17 protein-coding genes are annotated in these 19,165 nt (G+C 62.9%); 11 read left to right on the top strand and 6 right to left on the bottom strand.

Annotated elements, in window-relative coordinates; translation table 11 throughout:
- Positions 1 to 14 precede the first annotated feature (14 nt).
- Genes AB1286_RS28015 through AB1286_RS28005 form a run of 3 tightly spaced genes read left to right on the top strand, consistent with a single transcriptional unit; the run spans position 15 to position 4,569 of the window.
- On the top strand, positions 15 to 1,967 hold the full coding sequence (locus AB1286_RS28015; RefSeq protein ID WP_430366454.1) for a glycosyl transferase family protein: 1,953 nt from the start codon (positions 15 to 17) through the stop codon (positions 1,965 to 1,967).
- A complete protein-coding gene (locus AB1286_RS28010; RefSeq protein ID WP_430366453.1) occupies positions 1,964 to 3,655 on the top strand; it encodes an NfrA family protein in 1,692 nt (563 codons plus the stop codon). Before AB1286_RS28015 ends, AB1286_RS28010 begins: the two co-directional genes overlap by 4 nt.
- Before the next feature lie 26 nt (positions 3,656 to 3,681).
- On the top strand, positions 3,682 to 4,569 hold the full coding sequence (locus tag AB1286_RS28005; protein WP_430366452.1) for a hypothetical protein: 888 nt from the start codon (positions 3,682 to 3,684) through the stop codon (positions 4,567 to 4,569).
- A gap of 10 nt (positions 4,570 to 4,579) precedes the next feature.
- Here AB1286_RS28005 and AB1286_RS28000 read toward each other — a convergent pair whose 3' ends face one another.
- Both AB1286_RS28000 and AB1286_RS27995 read right to left on the bottom strand, forming a co-directional pair.
- Positions 4,580 to 5,488, bottom strand: a complete 909-nt coding sequence (locus tag AB1286_RS28000; protein WP_430367349.1) for a hypothetical protein — start codon at positions 5,486 to 5,488, stop codon at positions 4,580 to 4,582.
- A gap of 299 nt (positions 5,489 to 5,787) precedes the next feature.
- Positions 5,788 to 6,693, bottom strand: coding sequence for a dihydrodipicolinate synthase family protein (locus AB1286_RS27995; RefSeq protein ID WP_430366451.1), 906 nt, complete (start codon positions 6,691 to 6,693; stop codon positions 5,788 to 5,790).
- A 201-nt stretch (positions 6,694 to 6,894) separates the two neighbouring features.
- Between AB1286_RS27995 and AB1286_RS27990 the strand changes: the two genes are divergently transcribed.
- The 6 genes from AB1286_RS27990 (at position 6,895) to AB1286_RS27965 (ending at position 12,938) form a co-directional block, all read left to right on the top strand.
- Positions 6,895 to 7,863, top strand: coding sequence for a 4-hydroxyproline epimerase (locus AB1286_RS27990; RefSeq protein WP_430366450.1), 969 nt, complete (start codon positions 6,895 to 6,897; stop codon positions 7,861 to 7,863).
- Positions 7,860 to 8,990, top strand: a complete 1,131-nt coding sequence (locus AB1286_RS27985) for an NAD(P)/FAD-dependent oxidoreductase (protein WP_430366449.1) — start codon at positions 7,860 to 7,862, stop codon at positions 8,988 to 8,990. The genes AB1286_RS27990 and AB1286_RS27985 overlap by 4 nt, the downstream gene beginning before the upstream one ends.
- Entirely contained in the window at positions 8,980 to 9,240 is a 261-nt protein-coding gene (locus AB1286_RS27980) for a 2Fe-2S iron-sulfur cluster-binding protein (protein WP_430366448.1), read from the top strand. The genes AB1286_RS27985 and AB1286_RS27980 overlap by 11 nt, the downstream gene beginning before the upstream one ends.
- Positions 9,237 to 10,511, top strand: coding sequence for an FAD-dependent oxidoreductase (locus AB1286_RS27975; protein ID WP_430366447.1), 1,275 nt, complete (start codon positions 9,237 to 9,239; stop codon positions 10,509 to 10,511). The genes AB1286_RS27980 and AB1286_RS27975 overlap by 4 nt, the downstream gene beginning before the upstream one ends.
- A 55-nt stretch (positions 10,512 to 10,566) precedes the next feature.
- Complete coding sequence (locus AB1286_RS27970) at positions 10,567 to 11,337, top strand: helix-turn-helix domain-containing protein (RefSeq protein ID WP_430366446.1); 771 nt, start codon at positions 10,567 to 10,569, stop codon at positions 11,335 to 11,337.
- Positions 11,338 to 11,627: 290 nt separating this feature from the next.
- Positions 11,628 to 12,938, top strand: coding sequence for a hypothetical protein (locus tag AB1286_RS27965; RefSeq protein ID WP_430366445.1), 1,311 nt, complete (start codon positions 11,628 to 11,630; stop codon positions 12,936 to 12,938).
- Positions 12,939 to 13,031: 93 nt separating this feature from the next.
- On the opposite strand, the gene AB1286_RS27960 is transcribed toward AB1286_RS27965, so the two are convergent.
- The 3 genes from AB1286_RS27960 to AB1286_RS27950 form a co-directional block, all read right to left on the bottom strand.
- Complete coding sequence (locus AB1286_RS27960; RefSeq protein ID WP_430366444.1) at positions 13,032 to 14,318, bottom strand: NAD(P)/FAD-dependent oxidoreductase; 1,287 nt, start codon at positions 14,316 to 14,318, stop codon at positions 13,032 to 13,034.
- Between the two features lie 45 nt (positions 14,319 to 14,363).
- Positions 14,364 to 15,263 (bottom strand): class A beta-lactamase, encoded by a 900-nt coding sequence (gene bla / locus AB1286_RS27955; RefSeq protein WP_430366443.1) that lies wholly within the window; start codon positions 15,261 to 15,263, stop codon positions 14,364 to 14,366.
- 170 nt (positions 15,264 to 15,433) lie between these two features.
- A complete protein-coding gene (locus tag AB1286_RS27950; RefSeq protein WP_430366442.1) occupies positions 15,434 to 16,060 on the bottom strand; it encodes an FMN-dependent NADH-azoreductase in 627 nt (208 codons plus the stop codon).
- A gap of 182 nt (positions 16,061 to 16,242) precedes the next feature.
- Between AB1286_RS27950 and AB1286_RS27945 the strand changes: the two genes are divergently transcribed.
- Complete coding sequence (locus AB1286_RS27945; protein ID WP_430366441.1) at positions 16,243 to 17,121, top strand: LysR family transcriptional regulator; 879 nt, start codon at positions 16,243 to 16,245, stop codon at positions 17,119 to 17,121.
- A 115-nt stretch (positions 17,122 to 17,236) separates the two neighbouring features.
- A complete protein-coding gene (locus AB1286_RS27940; RefSeq protein ID WP_430366440.1) occupies positions 17,237 to 18,106 on the top strand; it encodes a LysR family transcriptional regulator in 870 nt (289 codons plus the stop codon).
- Here the strand turns inward: AB1286_RS27940 and AB1286_RS27935 are convergent.
- Positions 18,033 to 19,004 (bottom strand): LysR substrate-binding domain-containing protein, encoded by a 972-nt coding sequence (locus AB1286_RS27935; protein WP_430366439.1) that lies wholly within the window; start codon positions 19,002 to 19,004, stop codon positions 18,033 to 18,035. The genes AB1286_RS27940 and AB1286_RS27935 overlap by 74 nt on opposite strands.
- Between the last annotated feature and the right edge of the window lie 161 nt (positions 19,005 to 19,165).

The following is a 19,165-nucleotide window of genomic DNA, read 5'->3' as shown; positions in this document are numbered from 1 at the left end:
CGACTATACGAAAAATGCACGATCTATCGGTATGGGGTTCCTATCTGCAAGGGCTGAACGCCGTCGCCATGGCGACGGCGATCATCATCTTCATTAGTACGGTAGACGATCTGTTTCTCGACGGTTTTTACTGGATATTCGAAATAAAACGAATGTTGCGTCGAGAGTCGAATACGGGTGTCGATGCGCAGGCACTGCGCGAACTCGACGAGCAGTATTTGGCGATCATGGTTCCGGCTTGGAAGGAATACGACGTCATCGCGAAGATGATCGAGAACACGCTCGCGACGATGGAGTACGAGCACTACATCATCTTCGCCGGCACGTATCACAACGATGCCGAAACGACGGCCGAGGTCGAACGCATGGTGCGCCGGCATCCGGGGCGCGTCGTGCGCGCGGCAGTGCTCAACGACGGACCGACATGTAAGGCCGATTGTCTGAACTGGATCATCGCCGCCATTCGCCGTTACGAAACCGCGCACCATATCGAATTCGCCGGCGTGATCATGCACGACTGCGAGGACGTGATCCATCCGATCGAGTTGAAGTACTTCAACTACGCGATCGTCGATCACGACCTAGTGCAGCTACCGGTGCTCTCGTTGCCGAGAAAGTGGAATGAGTTCGTGGCCGGCACCTACATGGACGATTTCAGCGAAACGCATCAAAAGGACATCCCGTCGCGGCAACTATTGACGGGCATCGTGCCGGGCGCCGGCGTCGCGTCCTGCTACAGCCGGCGCGCGATAGAGACGGTGTCGGTCGAGCGCGGGGGCAAGCCGTTCAATACGTCGACGCTGACCGAAGACTACGACTTCAGCTTCCGGCTGCGCGAGCTCGGTATGAAAGAAATGTTCGCGCGTTTCCCGATCGCCGACGTCGTTCGCGAGCAGGTACGACGCAAGCGCATGACGCTCAGGCGCAATTTGCTCGCGACGCGCGAGTACTTTCCGAGCACGCTGCGGACGGCGTATCGGCAACGTACGCGTTGGATTCTCGGCATCGCGTTTCAGGGATGGCAACAGCTCGGCTGGAAGGGGAGTTGGCGCGATCGCTACATGTTCTTTCGTGATCGCAAAGGCATGGTCACCTCGATCGTGTCGATCGTCGCTTATGCCGTACTCGCCAACTATCTCTCGATCGCAGGGCTGCGTGCAGCTGGATGGGCGCCGCCCGGGCAGGCCGACGAAGGGTTGGTGAGCGGATCGCTCGCGCCGCTGTTGGCCGTCAACACCGTCCTGCTCGTGCTTCGGCTCGGCGAGCGCTTCTATTTCGTCGCGAAGCTCAACGGCGCGCTACAGGGCATGCTGTCGCTGCCGCGTCTGTTCGTCAACAACCTCATCAACTTCATGGCGGTGTGCCGCGCGTGGCGCATCTTCATCAACCATTTGATTACCGGCAAGCCGATCGCTTGGGACAAGACGAGCCACACCTACCTGTCGAACGATCAGATGGGTCGGGCGCGCCGCAAGCTTGGCGAAATTCTCGTCGAGTGGGGCGTTGTCACGGCGGCCCAAATCGATGCTTCTCTCGCGCGTCAAGCCGAGTGCGGCAGACGCCTCGGCGAGCTTTTGCTCGAAGGAGACCACGTTGGGACGGAGACGCTTGCCGATGCGTTAGCCGAGCAAGCGGAATTGCCGAGAGTGAGTTTGTCCAACGTGGCGTCAGGACATTTCAAAACAGCCTTTGCGCTGGAATTACAACAAACGTATCGGGCCGTGCCGTTTTCGACGGCGGACGACGGGACGTTGAACGTTGCCGTCGGCAGTCCCCTCACCGAAGACGAGCGAGAGACCGTCAAGCGTGCGGCGGGCTGCAACGTCGCGTACTTCGTGGCGAGCGACGCCGAAATCTCGACCGAACTCGCGCGCCACGCACGGCGCCCCGATCTCGATCGAGCGGTGGGCGGCGTGGCGTTCGCGGGGCGCGTGCCGCAATCGGCTCAACCGGGGGAATTGAGATGAAACGAGCACGATCTAGGCGTGCGCGGCGCTTACCAGCGATAGCGAGAAGCGGCGGCCTCGCGGCCTTCGCCGTGCTCGTACTGTATGCGAACGTTGCATGGGCCGACCCTCAAGCATTGACGCCGCGTGCGTACCGGCTCGCCGACGCGGCTTATAAGGCGATCGCATCGGGCGACCTCGTGCAGGCCGAGCGCTACGCATCGCGCGCGATCAAGGTGCAGCCCACGAGCTTGCAATTGGGGTTGCTGCTACTCGACGTCTATGTGCGCGAAGGCAAGATCGATGAGGCGGACCGGCAAGCCGATGCATTGCTCGCGCGTTATCCGGAGGACGGCGGCGTATTGGCGCAACACGGCTTTCTCCAGCAAAAGCAGCAACGCTATGAGCAGGCTGCGGCGGACTTTTCGGCCGCGCTTGAACACGGCACGTGGGACGAAACGCAGCAACGCAATTTGCGGATCGCTTGGGCCGATAGCGCGTTGATGACGCATGAGCCCGACCAAGCGGCAAAGGCGCTGGCGCCGATCGAAGACGACGCCGATGTCGGCGTTCAACTGCGCGTCGCGCAATTGCGCTTACGCAACGGCGATCGCCAAGGTGCGTTGGCGGCCGCTCAGCGCGCGCAAACGAGTGCGGTGTCGGACGACGATAAAAAGAGCGCGGCGGCATTGATCGGCTATGCGCAACAGAAAGAGCCGGATCCGAAGGACGAACAAGCGCAAAAGACGCTGCAACATGCCTATGACCTGCTTCGCGAAAACAAGGACGATCAAGCGCTCGCGGCGTTCGAACAAGGGTTCGCGCTTGGCGGCGGAAAAGCGGATAACTACGCCGATGCCGGCTACGCGGCTAAGCGGATCGGGCAAAACGACGAGGCCGTGAAGATGTTCGAAGCGAGCTTGGATGCCGACGAGCACCAGCACGAATTCGACGAGCAACGGCGCTTCGGATACCGCCGCGAGGTACAGCAACTCGAGCGGACGTGGGGCTTCGTCGTCAGCTTGCCGTATCAGGTGTCGGCTTTCTCGTATCAAGGCACGGTCAGCGTTTTGCAGCCGGGTATCGAAGCCTATTGGCAGCCGCCTAAGATCGGCTTTCGAAACGGGCGCATCTTGCAGTTCTTCGTGCGCGGCTACGGTACGGCATACGACGGCTCGGGCAACGTCACGGGTGCGCCCACGCTGCAAGGATCGATCGGCGCGCGCTATAAGCCGCTCGTCGATCAGAACCTCGTATTGAGTGCCGAACGGCTGGTGCGCATAGGGAGTCAATCGCAAAACGATTGGCTCGCGCGCTTAGGCTACTCCTCGGAGGCGGGCAACGATTTGCGCGTGACCGAACCGAGCTGGCGAGCGTGGCAAGTGTATGCGGAAGCCGACTATTTTCTTCACCAAGGCCGTTACGTTTTGTATTCTCAGTTACGTTACGGACACACTTGGGCGGTGACCCAAATCAGCGATCACCTAACGGTATACCCGCATATCGCGTTCATTTTCGATCACGACAGCAGGGAGCAAAACGAAACGGCAATGAGTATCGGCCCGGGCGTGCAGTTCCGCTTTTGGTTTCGCGAAGGCCGATACAGCGCGCCGGCGAGCTATGCCGACCTGACGGTGCAGTACCATGTCCCGCTGACATCCGCCGCTCGCGCGCGCGGCTTGGCCGTTCAGTTGACGCTTTGGTACTGATCGGCGCGGCGTATTGGAGGCAGCTCATGAGGCGGTTTTTGCGAGGTCGTGGCCGAGCTCGATTGGCGGTTCTCGGCGCCGCCTATGCCGTGACGGCGTTCACCGCTTCATGCGCCAACCTGCCCGGCGACAGTCATGCGCAAGGCATCGTCTGGCAAGTCGATAACGCCACGGCCGATCCGGTGGGCGATTGGCATCTGCTCGGTGTCCGTGAGCTGCTAGTGCAATGGCTTGTGGTCGACGACACGGCGTTCGTGCCGATTGCCGGCCTGCAATCGGCCGCCAATCTTCCCGATTGGGCGCGCATCGGCCGCGAACCCTGGGCGCGCAACGTGATACTGGGGCTTGCCGGCGATGCCGACGAAAAGCGTGCACGAGAAAATGTCGATAAGCTTGTGCGCGAGTCGGCGCAAATTGCCCGCGTGCCGCTGCCGCTGCACGTGACCGGTTACTACTTCCCGGTCGAAGTCGACCCGACGTGGACCGACGCACCGAAGCTCGGCACGTTGTTGCAGACGCTACCGCGTCCCTTATGGATTTCCGTCTACGATCGCTCGAATGTGGGTGGCCAGGCGCTGGCGGATTGGTTGAACACATGGCTGCCGCGCGACGTCGGCGTGTTTTTCCAAGATGGGTGTGGGGTGTATGCGCGGGGGCCTCTAGTGGCCCGAAGCTATCTAGACGAGCTCTCGCGGCGATTGGGCCGCGATCGCGTGCGCGTTATCGCCGAGGCGTTTCGCCCGAGCGAGCACGGCGGCTTCCGTGCGGCAAGCGCCGACGAGTTGCGCTCGCAACTCGCGGCGTATCGCGGGTATGAGGCTTACTTGTTCGACGGGCCGCATTACGTGTCGAACGAGTTGGCCCGGACGCTGGCGCCCCGCGCCGCGGCGCGGCATGGGGCGAGCGATCGATGACGGCGGCGCGTCACGACGGCGCTTTGAGATTGATGATCGTGTTGCGCAGCAGTTGGAAGTACTGGCTCGTCGAGTACGGGAGCATTTCCTCTGCGTAGTACCACCAGAAGAAGCCGCCGATAAACTTCGGATCGCCCAGCGTATCGACCATCGGATAGTACGTCTTGATCAGGTTCGACTGAACCGACCAGGGAGCGGACGTGCTTGACGTACCGATTTCGCCGAAGCCGACCTTCGCATTCGGGAACAGGCTTTCGAGCGCCGCGAAGTCGTTCTTCCACGACGGCGTCAGCCCCGGGCAATCCTGATACGGGTAGTAGCTGAACAGAGCGTAATCGGCGCCGTTACGTACGGTCGACGAGAGGAACTGCGTCGGCCACGTGCGCCAGTTGTCCATCGGCAGTTGCCAGCAATTGTTGCCCGCGGGATCTTGGTTGTAGTACACCGTCACGGCCACTTTGCCGCCGGCTCCCTTCACCACGTTGTAGGCGGATTGGACCATCTGGCCGATCTGCTGTTCTTGCGTCGTCGCCGTCGCCGTCGGGCCGTTGGAGTTGGCGCGCAACCACTCTCCGTTGATTTCGTTCGCGATCTCCCAAACGTCTACATTGGCGCCGAGCGTCGAGACGAGTTCTTTCGCGCGGGCCGTGTAGGTCGTCAAATCCGTCGGGAAATAATACGAATCGTAGATCTCGCCCATGACGTAGGCGTATTGATGCAGCTTGACGATGTACGGGTAGTAGTCGGCCGCAGTCGTACCCGGATCGAACACCACTCGAACGGTCGGGCGGTACGGAAGATTTTGCAAAGACGCGATGATCGCGTTGAACTTCGAGAGGTCGTCGAGCGTTACGCCGTAGATGGGGGCCTTGGGCGTTTCGACCTGTGCGTGCGCGGATTGTGCGAAGGGCAGGTACATCGCGCAGCTAACGAGCGCAGAAGCCGCTAATTTGGAGAAGAATTTAAATCGTCTGAACGTCACGTGTCTTCCTTGGGGTGGGCTGAAGGAAGCGCGATGTTACATGGAAATAAATACCAATTATCCGAAGATAGCGGCACATTCGTGTGATGAACCGGTTGGATAATTGGTTGTGCCGGCAACGATCCGCCGCTCGAAAGCGGCGGCGGACACGGCGGTAAACAGCGAGGTTTTGGCGTTCGAAATGCGTCTTTCAGGCGTAGGCGAGCGGCGATGAAACCCGTCGCGCGAGGCAGGGTTTAAAGCTTCGGCAATGGCGGCCGCGATTCGATAGTATTCCTAATCAATTGCTCGACTGCATTGCGTTCTTCACCGACGAGGGGCAACCGGGGAGGACGGACGGGTTCGGTCCCGAGGCCGACGATCGCCTCCGCGAGCTTAATGTTCTGAACGAGCTTGGACGAGACGTCGAGCGCAAGCAACGGTGCAAACCAGCGATAGATCGTGCGGGCTTCGTCGATGCGTCCGGCTTGCAGTAGGCGGTAGATCGCAACCGTTTCGTGCGGGAACGCACAGACGAGTCCGGCCACCCAGCCGTGCGCGCCCATGAGCATTGCTTCCATGGCGAGGTTGTCGACCCCGCAAAAGATCGCGTAGCGCTCGCCCACCGCGTTGAACAAATCGGTGACCCGGCGCACGTCGCCGGACGATTCCTTGATGGCGACGAGTTTGGGCTCGTCGGCGATTTCCTTGAACATCTCGGGCGTCATATCGACGCCGTAGGCGAGCGGGTTGTTGTAGACCATGATCGGCAGCGGGCTTGCTTTGGCGACCATGCGAAAGTGATTGATCGTTTCGCGACGATCGGACAAGTAGCGCAGGCCGGGCAGCACCATGTAGCCGGCGGCGCCGTGCTGTGCGCCGCGCGCCGCTTGGCGGCAACCTTCGAGCGTGCTGTCCTCGGCGATCGTCAGCAAAACGGGCACGCGGCCGCGAGCGGCGTCGACGGCGATATCGAGCACTTCGAGCTTTTCGTCGAGCGATAGCGTCGATGCTTCGCCGAGCGAACCGCAGACGATGATGCCGTCCACGCCGGCGTCGATTTGCGCTTCGATGTTCTTCTTCGTCCAAGCATGGTCTATGCTGAAATCTTCGTGAAACTTCGTCGTGACGGCGGGCATGACGCCTTGCCAAACTGGTGCCATTTCATTTCTCCGGAAGCGGTGGATAAGAACGATGCGAGGGCAGTGTAGGACGGGGCCCGGGTGCCGTCTTGCGCGGTTCGCGCATCGGCGATGACGATTTCGGCATAGGTTTGCGGAGTGGGGCGGGATGTGCCGAAATCGGCATGTCGAGCGCGCACCGCCGCCAAGACGCGGCGCCGGTGCGTTTCTACCATTAGCCGCATGAAAGCCATCCACATCATCGATTCCCATACAGGCGGTGAGCCCACGCGTCTCGTGATCGCGGGCGGTCCCGACCTGGGGAGCGGCCCGCTCGCCGAGCGGCTTGAAATCTTGCGTACGCGCCACGACGATTGGCGCGCGAGCGTCGTCACGGAGCCTCGCGGCTCCGATGTCGTCGTGGGCGCGTTGCTGTGCGAACCGTTCGATCCCGATTGCGCGGCCGGCGTGATTTTCTTCAATAACGTCGGCTATCTCGGCATGTGCGGGCACGGAACGATCGGACTTGTCGCCTCGCTGGCGTACATGGGACGGATTGCGCCGGGCGACCATCGCATCGAGACGCCGGTCGGCATCGTGCAAGCGACGCTGAACGAGGACCGTACGGTATCGGTGCGTAACGTTCCGGCGTACCGGTATCGGCACGACGTCGCAGTGAACGTGCCGGGTGTCGGTCGAGTCCTGGGCGATATCGCGTGGGGCGGGAATTGGTTCTTCCTGGTGGCCGATCACGGCCGCGCACTGCAACCGGCGAACATCGGCGCATTGACCACGTTCACGCATGAGATTCGCGAAGCATTGATCGCGCAAAACATCACCGGGGCCGACGGTGCGCTCATCGATCATATCGAGCTATTCGCGCACGGCGACGAGCCCGGCATCGACAGCCGCAATTTCGTGTTGTGCCCCGGCGACGCGTACGACCGGTCTCCGTGCGGCACGGGCACGAGCGCTAAGCTGGCGTGTCTCGCCGCGGACGGTAAGCTGGCGCCGAACGCAGCATGGCGTCAGCAAAGTATCGTCGGCAGCCTTTTCGAGGCGCGATACGTACCGGCCGATGCATCCATGGACACGTCGCCGGCGATCGTCCCGACTATCACGGGGCGCGCTCATGTCATGGCCGAAGGCAAGCTGTTGTTCGAAGCCGACGATCCGTTCGCGGCGGGTATTCCGAGTACGCGGCCGGTATGAACCGCGATGCGATCGTGATCGGCGCCGGTATCGTCGGCGCAGCCTGCGCCGCCGAGCTGGCCGCGCTTGGTATGCAGGTCGAGGTGCTCGAGGCGGCCGGAGTCGGCGGTGGGGCGACGGCGGCGGGTATGGGCCATATCGTGGTCATGAACGATTCGCCGGCGGAACTTGCGTTAAGTGCGTATTCGCGCGAACTGTGGCTCTCGCTCGCGCCTTCGCTGCGCGCTTCCGATGCATTCGCGCGTTGCGGCACGTTATGGGTCGCGGCGGATGACGAAGAGTTCGATGCGGCGCGTTCGCTAAGGGACGCGTTTGCCGATGGCGGCGTAGAGGCGGAATTGCTCGACGAGGCCGCGCTGCGCGAGTGCGAACCCTCGCTTGCTGCGCCGATGGCGGGCGGCTTGCTCGTGCGCGACGACGCGATCGTCTATGCGCCCGGAGCGGCTCAATGGCTGCTTAGGCATTCGTTAGGATATCGAAACATCTGCGTTCGCGAGGGGTGCGAAGTGACGGCCCTGTCGAGCGGCGGCGTTCGGCTTGCGAACGGCGAGATGATCCACGCCGACGTCGTCGTAGTTGCCAATGGCTTATCCGCTCAGCGGCTCTTGCCCGAACTGCCGATCGTGCCGAAGAAAGGGCATTTGCTGATCGCCGATCGTTACCCCGGCTACCTTCGCCATCAAGTGCTCGAGCTCGGGTACATCAAAAGCGCGCATCAAACTCAGGGGGCATCGGTCGCATTCAATGCGCAGCCTAGGCCAACGGGGCAAATACTGCTCGGCTCGTCGAGGCAGTTCGATACGCTCGATGCAGCGGTTGAATGGTCTGTGTTGGCGGGCATGCTTCAGCGCGCCGCGCGCTATTTGCCTGCGTTGCCGTCGATGAATGCGATACGGGCGTGGACAGGTTTTCGCGCGGCGAGTCCCGACGGTTTGCCGCTCATCGGCCCCGCCGGCGACGCGCTGCCGGGCGTTTGGATGGCCGCGGGGCATGAAGGGCTCGGTGTCACCACGTCGCTCGCGACCGCAAAGCTGTTGGCCGCGCAGATTATGGGTACGCGTGCGGCGATCGATGCCGCGCCGTATCGGGTCGATCGTTTCGCAATGGAGTGCCGTCATGGCGCGTGAAGTGCTCGTCGTGATCGACGGTGCGTCGCTAGCCGTGCAGCCCGATACGACGGTGGCCGCCGCGCTTGTCATGCGTTACGGTGTGCGAGGCACACGCAGATCGGTGCGCGGGCAGCCGCGGGCCGCCTTATGCGGCATGGGCGTGTGCCAAGAGTGCAGGGTCACGATCGATGAGCGTGCGCATGCGCTGGCTTGTCAGACGATGTGTCGGGACGGCATGACCGTTCGCACGGAAGCGCCCATGCTATGAAAGCGAAATTCGATCTCGTTGTCATCGGCGCGGGCCCGGCTGGACTTGCTGCCGCGCACGCCGCCGCATTGACTTCGCAGTCGGTCGCCGTCATCGACGACAACCCGCGAGCAGGCGGACAGATATGGCGTCAAGGCGCGAATGCGAAGAAGCCGGCTGCGCTGAGCCGGGTACTCGACGAATTGATTAGTCATCCTAATGTAACGTTCTATCCGGCTACTCGCGTGTCGGTGCTGGAAGGGACACACGAAATCATCGTCGACTCCGCGCAGCAAGGCGGAATCTCGATTGCATTCGCTAGGCTCGTCATTGCGGCCGGCGCGCGCGAACGTTTGCTGCCGTTCGACGGGTGGACCCTGCCCGGCGTAACGGGCGCAGGCGGGTTGCAGGCACTCATCAAGGGCGGCATGCCGGTTCGTGGCGAACGTTTGATCTTGGCCGGTAGCGGGCCATTGCTCATTGCCGCGTTCGCGACGGCGCGCTCGGCCGGGGCTCGTGTGTTGGCCGTGGTCGAGCAAGCGCCATCGCACGCCATCTTGCGGTTCGGCTTATCGCTATCGGCCACGCCTTCCAAGCTTGGGCAGGCGATGCGGCTGACGCGCGGTTTCGCGGGTACCCATTACTGGACCGATAGCGTGCTGACGCACGCGCTCGGCAACGAGCGCGTCGCGGCGGCGGTGATTCGTCGCGCAGGCCGCGACGTTACGCTCGAATGCGATCGCATCGGCAGCGGTTACGGTCTCGTGCCCAACGTTTCGCTGGCCCAGATGTTCGGATGTACGCTCGCGCGAGGGGCGGTCGTCGTGGACGATATGCAACGCACGTCGGTGCCAGATGTATGGGCGGCGGGGGAGTGTACGGGGATCGGCGGGATGGAGCTTGCCCGTGCCGAAGGACGGATCGCCGGGCTCGCCGCGACGGATCAGGCGGTGCCCGCGTCGCTCGTGCGCGAGCGCGAGCATTGGCGCCGCTTCGCGCGCCGCGTGGCGCGCGCGTTCGAACTCGGACCGCAGGCACGCACCAGGCCGAGCGCGGAAACGATCGTCTGCCGTTGCGAGGACGTGGCGTTCCGCGATGTCTCGGCCCATGCGAGCTGGCGCGATGCGAAGTTGCATACGCGCTGCGGAATGGGGCCGTGCCAGGGGCGGATTTGCGGCGCGGCCCTCGAGACTTACTTCGGTTGGGACGCCGCGCCGCCTCGCCCGCCCCTCATGCCTACTCGCATCGGCGCGTTGCTCGAGGCCCGGGAAGGAGACGACGCTCGCCTATAATCGAGGCGCTTTGCGCGGCGCATCCTTGCCGCGCGGCTTTTAGCGCTTCGCCACGATGCCACCCACGATTCCCTTGCCGCAAATGCCCGCCGCCGAAACGCTAGCCGATATGCTGCCGTATTACGCGCAGCTCGAACCGGTGCTCGATGCGTTGCCCGATCTGGTCTTCTTCGTGAAGGATCGCGATGCGCGTTATGCGCTCGTCAATCGCACGTTGGCGACGCGTTGCGGCTGCAAGGACAAGCGAGGGATCGTCGGCAAAACGACCGAGGAAGTTTTTCCGTCGCGCTTCGGTGCGGCTTACATGGAACAGGACCAATCGATCATCAACGGCGGTGCCGCGATGATCGACCAACTCGAGTTGCATCTGTACCCCGGGCGTCAGCCGGGATGGTGCCTAACTTCAAAAGTGCCGTTGTTCAATAGCGAAGGGCGCGTCCTCGGTATCGCCGGGGCGTCGCGCGACCTGAAAGCCAACGAGCGTACGCATCCGGCTTATTCCAAACTGGCCGAAGTCGTTCAGTACATCCAAGAGAACTACGTGCAACCGCTGAACTTGACGCATCTCGCGAAGATGGCGGGCATGTCGGTTGCACAGCTCGAACGGTATTTTCATAAGGTCTTTCATTTGACGCCGCGGCAAGTGCTGTTGAAGACGCGTTTGGATGCGGCAACGGCATTGCTTGCATCGAACGACAAAGTGACCGACGTCGCCGCGCTTTGCGGCTATACCGATCACAGCGCCTTCACGCGGCAGTTCAAAGCGACGGTGGGTGTGACGCCCAGCGAATATCGGACCCTGCTGCACGGCGCGGCCTCGCGCTGAAAGTTTGCGTCCGATGGTTTGCATCGCATGCATGGCGCTAGCGCGATAAATGGCGTCGCAACCGATTGGCAACTAACTACGAACTTCTGGCCGATTTGTCCGGATGGAGATGGCGACTTAGGCTTGACGCATAAGAGACGCTAGTCGATAGTGGGCCACTGGTTCGATTCGATCAACGATTATGGATATGCTTTTTTATCGAATCGAGCGGTTAATCGCGCTCGCCAGCACGAGCGCTCATTCGAGGCGAGGCGCACCGTCTGCTTCGTCCGTACGGTAGGAGTACGGACATGCGCGATCAAACCGCTCGCGAGCCGAAATTTCCGGTGGCATGTGCCCGATGCGGCGGCCGGATTTCGGAACCTATCGCTTTCTGCCCGCATTGCGGCGCCCATGCGCGCTTCGCGCTCGGCGGCGCAGCGACTCCTGTGGAAACCACGCAATACGCCGGCGGTGCGCGGTCAGCGCCGCATGGACGTAACACGACGGCGCACGGGAGAGCTGCCGCACCGGCGGACGACTTCGAGGGCGACTTGGACCTGCCGTGGCCCGGCCGGCCCACGCCGCTGTTCGCCTCCCCGGATGGCGACCCCTATGCAGACGTGCATGCGCCTGCCTTTAGAGGAGGGGCGCGCCAATGGGGGTTCAAGGGAGGAACGGCGCTTGTCGTCGCCGCCTTCATCGTCCTCTATGGCGGTGCGGTCGCGATCCATCGATACGACGGCACCTCCCCGGCGTCGCAGCCGAGCGCGTCGAAATCCGTGGAGGGTGCCATTGCGTCGAACGGCGGCGACGATTCGAGCGTGGCCGCATCCGTCGGCGGGAAGGCGCCTGCGCAAGCCGTGACGAATGCGGGCAACGACCGAGCGACGGCACCCTCCTCGGCGGGCAACGGCGCAGGCTCTAACGGATCGCCTTCGGCCAGCGTGGCATCGAACGATGCTCGAACCGCCCCGATCGCGCCGCCCGCCACGCCGCAAACCGGCGCTTCCGGCGAGGCGCGTGCACCCGACGCATCGATTGCCTCGATACCCCCGCCGGCCGTAACGGCGCAAATGCCGCCGAGCCCGGCGCAAGCGGTTGCGCCTGCCGCGCCTACGTCTACGGATAGGCAGCCGAGTGCCGACACGCGGTCGGCCCGAGCGCCCGCGCGAGACAACGACGCGGCGGTTGCGAATGCGCCGGCACGGCAGCGTACGCGGTCACAGCGCGAGCCGGCCGTTGCTCAGTCGGGGCGTGCCAACGCTGCTTACGCGCTGAACAGTGCGCAGGCGCAGCTAGCGAAGAGCGATCTGCGAGGCGCAAGAGCGTCGCTGGCGCGCGTGCTGAGCGCCGATCCGCGCAACGGCGAGGCGCTTGCCTTGCGCGATCAGCTTCTTTCGCGAGAGCAAGCACGCGATGCCTCGTTGGGCGAGGCGCACGCATGCGTCGTGCAGTCACGCTGGAATTGCGTCTGGCATAACGCGGGCAAAGCGCTCTCGATCGATGCGAGCAGCACCGAGGCGAAAGCGCTCGTCGACCGCGCAATCGTGGAATCGGGCGCCGCGACCGCTCCGGCGGGGCCGGGTCCGGACAACGTCGAAGTGCCGATGGTGCAATAACTGCCCTAGTGGCACGCGCTGTCGCGCTGTCGCGCGTGCCGAGCGCGCTAGCCTTCGAGCGCAACCGTGCGTTCGAGGGCGAGGCCGGTGTGCTCAGCGCGCTCTGCGTTCGGCGATCGCATCGCCGGCGATTTTCGTGAGGTAGGTCGCCTCGGCCGCGGCGAGCCCGAGTATGCCGTGTGCCGGTTCGAGACCGAAGCGGGCGAAGGCGGCCGGAATCGGCCGCCCTTCGGCGATAGCCGCGGAGATCAATTCGCCGGCCGTCGTTGTCGGCGCGACGCCGTGTCCGCCGAAGCCGACCGTATGCCAGATGCCGTCGCCGCAACGGCCGATCTGCGGCATCTTATGGCGTGCGTAGCTCATCAAGCCGCCCCAGGCATGATCGATCTCGACACCCTTCAACTGCGGATAGACGCGCAGCAAGTCACGCATCAACAGCTTGGCGATCGTGCGCGGGTCGCGCTCGAAAATCGAAATCCGTCCGCCCCAGAGAATGCGCGTGTCGCGCAGGGCGCGGTAATAGTCGAAAGAGAAACGCGTATCGTAGACGGCGGCCGAGCAATCGATGGCCTCTTTCAGTCGAGCGCCCAGGGGCTCCGTCGTGACGACATAGGTCGCGATCGGAAGGATCGCGCGCTCCACGCGGCGATAGACGCCGCGCGCATATCCGCCGCCGGCCATGACGACGTGACGCGCCGAGATCGATCCGTTCGTTGTGCTGACTAAGTAGCGATCGTTCTGACGTTGCACGCTAAGCGCCGCGCTACGCTCGTAGATGCGCACGCCGCCTTCTGTCAACGCATTGGCGATACCTAGCGCGTATTTGAGCGGATGAAAGTGAAAGCCGTGCGGCTCGAGTAGGCCGCCGTGGTAGCGGTCTGTCTTTAGACGATCGCGCAGCGCGCTCTTCGAAAGCGGTTCCCATTGCACGCCGAACGAATGTTGCATCAATCGGCGCTGCGCTTCGAGCGTTTCGGGTCGACCGAACCAATCGGCCAGAATGACGCCTGCGTTCACGACGTCGCAATCGATCGCATAACGCGCAATCCGCGCGCCGATCAATTCGACGGCATCGAGCGTCAAGCGATAGAGCGCTCGCGCGTCGCGTTCGCCGAGCACACGTAGCAAGTCGGCGCATTCGAGGCTGTATCCGCCGAAGACAAATCCGCCGTTACGCCCCGATGCGCCGAACCCGACGCGCTGGGCTTCGAGTATGACGACATCGCGCATGCCGCGTTCGAGCAAACCGAGCGCCGTAGCGAGCCCCGCGAAACCGCCGCCGACGATGCAGACCTCGGCTTCCTCGCGCGCTGCGCTAAGCGCGGGCCGCTCGATGCGTTGAACCGTGGCTTCGTAAAAGCTCGTTGCTGCCGTGTGCATGCGGGAGTCTCCTTCAAGGTTTGTCGAGGATTGCTCGCCGGCCGGCTAGGCCAGGTGCCGCGCAACACTACGGGCGACTTCGGCGATCGCGGCCTCGCGGGCGGCGGCCGGCGCTTGCGTTTCGGTCAGATAAACGGTGACGAGAACCGGTGCCCGCTCTTGCGGCCAGAGTATGCCGATGTCGTTCGTCGTTCCGTAGTCTCCCGTGCCCGTTTTGTCGGCGACGCGCCAATCGCGCGGGACCCCGGCGCGCAGGCGCGCATCGCCGACACGGTTGCCGACCGCCCATGACAACAGTTGCGCACGCGATGCGGGCGAAAGCGCGTCGTCGAGCAGTACGCCGCGCATGCTGCCGAGCATGGCGACCGGTGTGGTGGTGTCGCGCAGATCGCCGGGAATCGCCGTATTCAACGTGGGCTCGGTGCGGTCTAGGCGCGTGACAGTATCGCCCAATCGTCGCATGAACGCCGTCAAACCGGGTGGCCCGCCGATGGTGTCCAGCAAGACGTTCGCTGCCGTGTTGTCGCTCATCGTGACCGCCGCGTCGCATAGCTCGGCGACGGTCATCCCAGGCGCACCGACGTGCCGGCTTGTGACCGGCGCATAGTGTTCGAGCCGATCCCTGCCGAAGACGATGCGGCGCTCGAGGTTTTCCTGGTGCGAGTCGACGCGCGCAAGGACGCTTGCCGCGAGCATGAGCTTGAACGTGCTGCACATCGGGAATCGTTCGCTCGCGCGGTGACCGGCCGAAAGCCCGGTCTGTAAATCGTGGATCGCGACGCCGAGCCGGCCATCGACGCCTTTCTCGATCGAGGCCAGCTCCGCTTCGATGGCCTGTGCCTTAAGGGCGAGCGCCGGCGAGGGCGACGATGTGGCCCAAGTCCGAGCCGATAGGCTAGCTATGACTGCCCCGAACGCGGCGCCGACGAATTGTCTTCTTTGCATCTGACTTTGCTCCGTTGAAAGAGGCATGAATATCGCGGTTTCGACGTTCAGCCACAATCGACGATAATTTTTCAGACGCAAAACTATTTCTAATGGGTCCTCGTGTAAGGCAAGACATCCGCCGCGCAATGCGCTGCGCGCGTCGGGCGGCTACCTAGAGGCGTGCATCATCAGGAGCCACCAGCGGTTGCCGCTTGCTTGAGATCGGGATCAAGATTCCCAACGAAGCCGTCCATCGTCGCTTCGCCTAGATCGACTGCTTTGGCACCCCCGCCGGCAACGATCGTTACATCGGTGATGCCGATGACGCCGAGGATCAGCTTCAGGTACTGGGTCGCGATATCGCGATCGCGGATGGGCGACCCTTCTGTATAAATGCCGCCGGATGCCAGTAGCACCGTCGCTTTCTTGCCGGTGACCAAGCCTTTCCCGTCGAAACCCAGTGTCATGCCCTTGCGCACGATGTGATCGACCCATGCTTTGAGCAGCGCCGGTACGTTGTAGTTGTACACGGGCGTGGCAATAACGATCTGGTCGGCAGCCAGGACTTCGGCGATCAGTTCATCGGACAACGCCAGCGCTTCCTTCATCGCGGACGAATGCTGCTCGGGCGGCGTGAAGTAAGCCTGCAACCAAGGCGCAGTGACGAAGGCCAAATTCGTTTCGACGAGATCGCGATTGACGATCCGGCCGCCCGGATGTGCCGCTTGCCACTGCGCGACGAAGCGGCGAGTCATGTTGCGCGAAATGGAGGCATCGCCGCGAGGGCTGGTTTCAACAACGAGTAACTGGGTCATGGGTTTTCTCTTTGCGTATCGATAGATGAGCGGACGGCGGTCGAAGCGAAAACCGGAAAAAGCAAATCGGTTTTTCAACTCGTGCGCATTGAAGTTTGGCGGCCACCGGGCTTCATGAGAAGAGATATAATTTTGATAATTTCCATCGGAATTTATGATTGATGGCGCTCGGAAGCCTTAGCTTGGACCACCTGCGGGTGATCGTGACGATTGCCGACGTGGGTAGCTTCTCGGCCGCTGCCCGTAAGCTTCGACGTGCGCAATCGGCTATCAGCCAGGCGGTGGCTGCCCTTGAAGAGTTGCAAGGCGTCCGGTTGTTCGACCGAAGCGGACATCGGCCGCGGCTCACGGACATCGGCCAAGTGCTTGTCGAACAGGCGCGTCTGGTGCTTGCCAGCGCGGCCCGCTTCGAGGCGGTCGCAGCCAGCAACCGCTCGGGACTCGAGGCCGAACTCGCTCTCGCGATCGACCCGCTAGTGCCTACTGGACCGCTGATCGAGAGCCTGCACGCGCTGCGCAAGACTTATCCCGACCTTCCCGTCAGTTTTACGACGGAAGGACTTGGCGGCGCCTTGCGCCGCCTGCGCAACGACACTGCCGCGCTGGCTATTTGTCTGCTGCTTCCTGCCGTGCCGGAGGACATCGTTGCGTATCCGCTACTGCGTATCGACATGATTCCGGTGGTTGCGTCGGGCCATCCATTGGCCTCGCTCACGAGGCCGGCAACGCGAAGCGATCTCGAGCCGCATGTCCAACTCGTACTCTCGGATCCGCTCGACCCTAGCGGCGCATCTTATGGTTTATCGAGTGCCAGGCTATGGCGTTTCGTCGACCTCGGAAGGCGCTTGGATTTCCTTCTGGCGGGCTTCGGATGGTGCCGCATGCCAAGTCATCTCGTCAGCAAACCGATTGCTGCGGGGCAGTTGACTCGCATCGAGATTGAAAACGACCCGACTCCCCCCGACGGATTGACGATCTATGCAGCTCATCGACGCAACCGCGCGCCAGGAGTCGCCGGACGTTGGCTACTCGACGAACTCAAGCGCCGTTTGTGCGCCTGAATGAAGGTCGAAACGGAAAGGCAAACAAAGCGTCATGCGCATGACGGCTCCGACCTTCAGCCACGATCGACGATAATTTCTCCGACGCAAAACTATTTCTTGTGGGTTCGTGTGTATGGCAAGACATCTGCCGCTCAATGCGTTGCGCGCGTTCGAATCGTCGGCGCGCCATCTGAGTTTCACGCGCGCGGCGCGCGAGCTGAACGTCACGCAAGCGGCGGTCAGTCAACAGGTTCGAGCGCTGGAGGAAAAGCTCGGCGCGCAGCTTTTCAAGCGGCTTGCGCGCGGGCTCGGCATGACCGATGAAGGGCAGGCGCTGCTGCCGGTCGTCTCCGATGCGTTCGGCCGGATCGACGCGGTGCTCAAGCAGTTCGAGGGCGGTCATTTCCATGAGGTGCTGACGGTGGGTGTCGTCGGCACCTTTGCCGTAGGCTGGCTGATGCCGCGCCTGAGTGGATTCCGCGCGGAGTATCCGTTCGTCGAGCTTCGACTGCTGACCCACAACAATCTCGTCGATTTCGCGGCCGAGGGCTTCGACTTTGCGATTCGCTTCGGCGACGGCAACTGGCCGGGCACCCAGGCAGTGGCCCTGCTCGATGCGCCGCTCACGGCGCTATGCGCGCCCGATGTGGCGAAACGGTTGACTGCGCCGCGTGATCTGGCGTCCGAAACGTTGCTGCGCTCGTATCGCGCCGACGAATGGGCATTATGGCTAGCGGCGGCAGGTTTGCCGCAGGGCGCGGTTCGCGGACCCGTATTCGACTCGTCGCGCCTGATGGTCGAGGCGGCCATGCTTGGGGCCGGCGTGGCGCTCGCGCCGGCGCGTATGTTCGAGCGGGAGCTTCAGGCCGGGCGGCTTGTGCGACCGTTCGATGTAGAGGTCAACACCGGGAGCTATTGGCTGACCTGGCTCAAATCGAAGCGGATGGCGCCCGCGATGCAGGTGTTTCTCGACTGGATCGTAGCGCAGGCCGGCGCGGCGTAGCGGCTGGCTCCGGCACGAGCGACATGAGCCACTGCGACAGCGCGACGAACGGTTCGTCGTTCGCCACGGCGTCGGGGGCGGCGAGGAAGTAGCCGGCGTCGCTCGGGAGCGGCATATCGAGCGCGACGGCAAGCCGTCCCGAGGCCAGTTCGTCGGCGATCAGAATTTCAGGCATCAAGGCGATGCCCATCCCCGCGATCGCCGCGCTCGACAGCATCGTGAAGAGCTCATAGCGCGGCCCGCGCACCGCACGCGCGTCTTCGCTCGAGCCGTACGCGCGAAACCAATCGCGCCAAGCGTCCGGACGCGTCGATAGATGCAATAGGGGCATATCCATTAAGCGCTCGCGCGTGAGCGGTGCGCTATCGGCCGTGAGGGCGGGGCTACACACGGGCACCGCGCTTCCTTCGCGAAACAGCAGCGTGCCCTGCGTCCCCGGCCATACCGATCGGCCGAAATAGATTGCGGCGTCGAAGGGCGAATCGCTGAACAGGAACGGTTCCGTGCGGATCGATAGATTGATCGTGATATCGGGCCGCAGCGCGCGAAATTGCGGCAGCCGGGGAATGAGCCATTGACTGGCGAAGGTCGGCACGACGGCAAGTTCCAGTACGCGGCCGATACCGCGTTGCGCCATCAGCTCGAGCGTGTCGCGCTCGATGCGCTCCAAACTTTTTCGGATCTGCGTGGCGTAGTGGCGTCCGTGCGGCGTCAACACGACGCGCTTCTTGATGCGCAGGAACAAGGCCACCCCGAGGCGATTCTCGAGTGAGGCGACTTGCCGGCAGACGGCGCTCTGCGTGAGCGCCAGCTCGTCGGCGGCTCGCGTAAAGCTTTCGTGCCGTGCTGCCGCCTCGAAAACCTGCAACGCGGCGAGATTCGGGATCCCTTTTCTCATCGATGGTCTGACGGTGCTAAGCGGTGAAGTTGGTGCGTTTTAGGAATGAAGTGGTGAGTTTAAATCAATTGTGAAAGGCAGGGGCGGCAGCGACAATGCCAATCGACCGGTGAGTGACAGAGTGCCGACCGGATTGGCGTCGAGTGCGCGCCGGCAGGCAA

The sequence above is a fragment of the Trinickia sp. NRRL B-1857 genome (assembly GCF_050470685.1).
In the GTDB taxonomy this organism is placed as follows: domain Bacteria; phylum Pseudomonadota; class Gammaproteobacteria; order Burkholderiales; family Burkholderiaceae; genus Trinickia.
The sequence above is the reverse complement of the archived record's forward strand: the minus strand, read 5'-3'. Positions and strand labels throughout refer to the sequence as shown.

Bases quoted from the DNA above. Each gene is read 5' to 3' on its own strand.
- AB1286_RS27935 (WP_430366439.1), bottom strand. From the start codon at position 19,004: ATGAGAAAAGGGATCCCGAATCTCGCCGCGTTGCAGGTTTTCGAGGCG.
- AB1286_RS27980 (WP_430366448.1), top strand. From the start codon at position 8,980: ATGGCGCGTGAAGTGCTCGTCGTGATCGACGGTGCGTCGCTAGCCGTG.
- AB1286_RS27995 (WP_430366451.1), bottom strand. From the start codon at position 6,693: ATGGCACCAGTTTGGCAAGGCGTCATGCCCGCCGTCACGACGAAGTTT.
- AB1286_RS27990 (WP_430366450.1), top strand. From the start codon at position 6,895: ATGAAAGCCATCCACATCATCGATTCCCATACAGGCGGTGAGCCCACG.
- AB1286_RS28000 (WP_430367349.1), bottom strand. From the start codon at position 5,488: ATGTACCTGCCCTTCGCACAATCCGCGCACGCACAGGTCGAAACGCCC.
- AB1286_RS27940 (WP_430366440.1), top strand. From the start codon at position 17,237: ATGGCAAGACATCTGCCGCTCAATGCGTTGCGCGCGTTCGAATCGTCG.
- AB1286_RS28010 (WP_430366453.1), top strand. From the start codon at position 1,964: ATGAAACGAGCACGATCTAGGCGTGCGCGGCGCTTACCAGCGATAGCG.
- AB1286_RS27950 (WP_430366442.1), bottom strand. From the start codon at position 16,060: ATGACCCAGTTACTCGTTGTTGAAACCAGCCCTCGCGGCGATGCCTCC.
- bla (WP_430366443.1), bottom strand. From the start codon at position 15,263: ATGCAAAGAAGACAATTCGTCGGCGCCGCGTTCGGGGCAGTCATAGCT.
- AB1286_RS27970 (WP_430366446.1), top strand. From the start codon at position 10,567: ATGCCACCCACGATTCCCTTGCCGCAAATGCCCGCCGCCGAAACGCTA.
- AB1286_RS28005 (WP_430366452.1), top strand. From the start codon at position 3,682: ATGAGGCGGTTTTTGCGAGGTCGTGGCCGAGCTCGATTGGCGGTTCTC.
- AB1286_RS27985 (WP_430366449.1), top strand. From the start codon at position 7,860: ATGAACCGCGATGCGATCGTGATCGGCGCCGGTATCGTCGGCGCAGCC.
- AB1286_RS27975 (WP_430366447.1), top strand. From the start codon at position 9,237: ATGAAAGCGAAATTCGATCTCGTTGTCATCGGCGCGGGCCCGGCTGGA.
- AB1286_RS28015 (WP_430366454.1), top strand. From the start codon at position 15: ATGCACGATCTATCGGTATGGGGTTCCTATCTGCAAGGGCTGAACGCC.
- AB1286_RS27960 (WP_430366444.1), bottom strand. From the start codon at position 14,318: ATGCACACGGCAGCAACGAGCTTTTACGAAGCCACGGTTCAACGCATC.
- AB1286_RS27965 (WP_430366445.1), top strand. From the start codon at position 11,628: ATGCGCGATCAAACCGCTCGCGAGCCGAAATTTCCGGTGGCATGTGCC.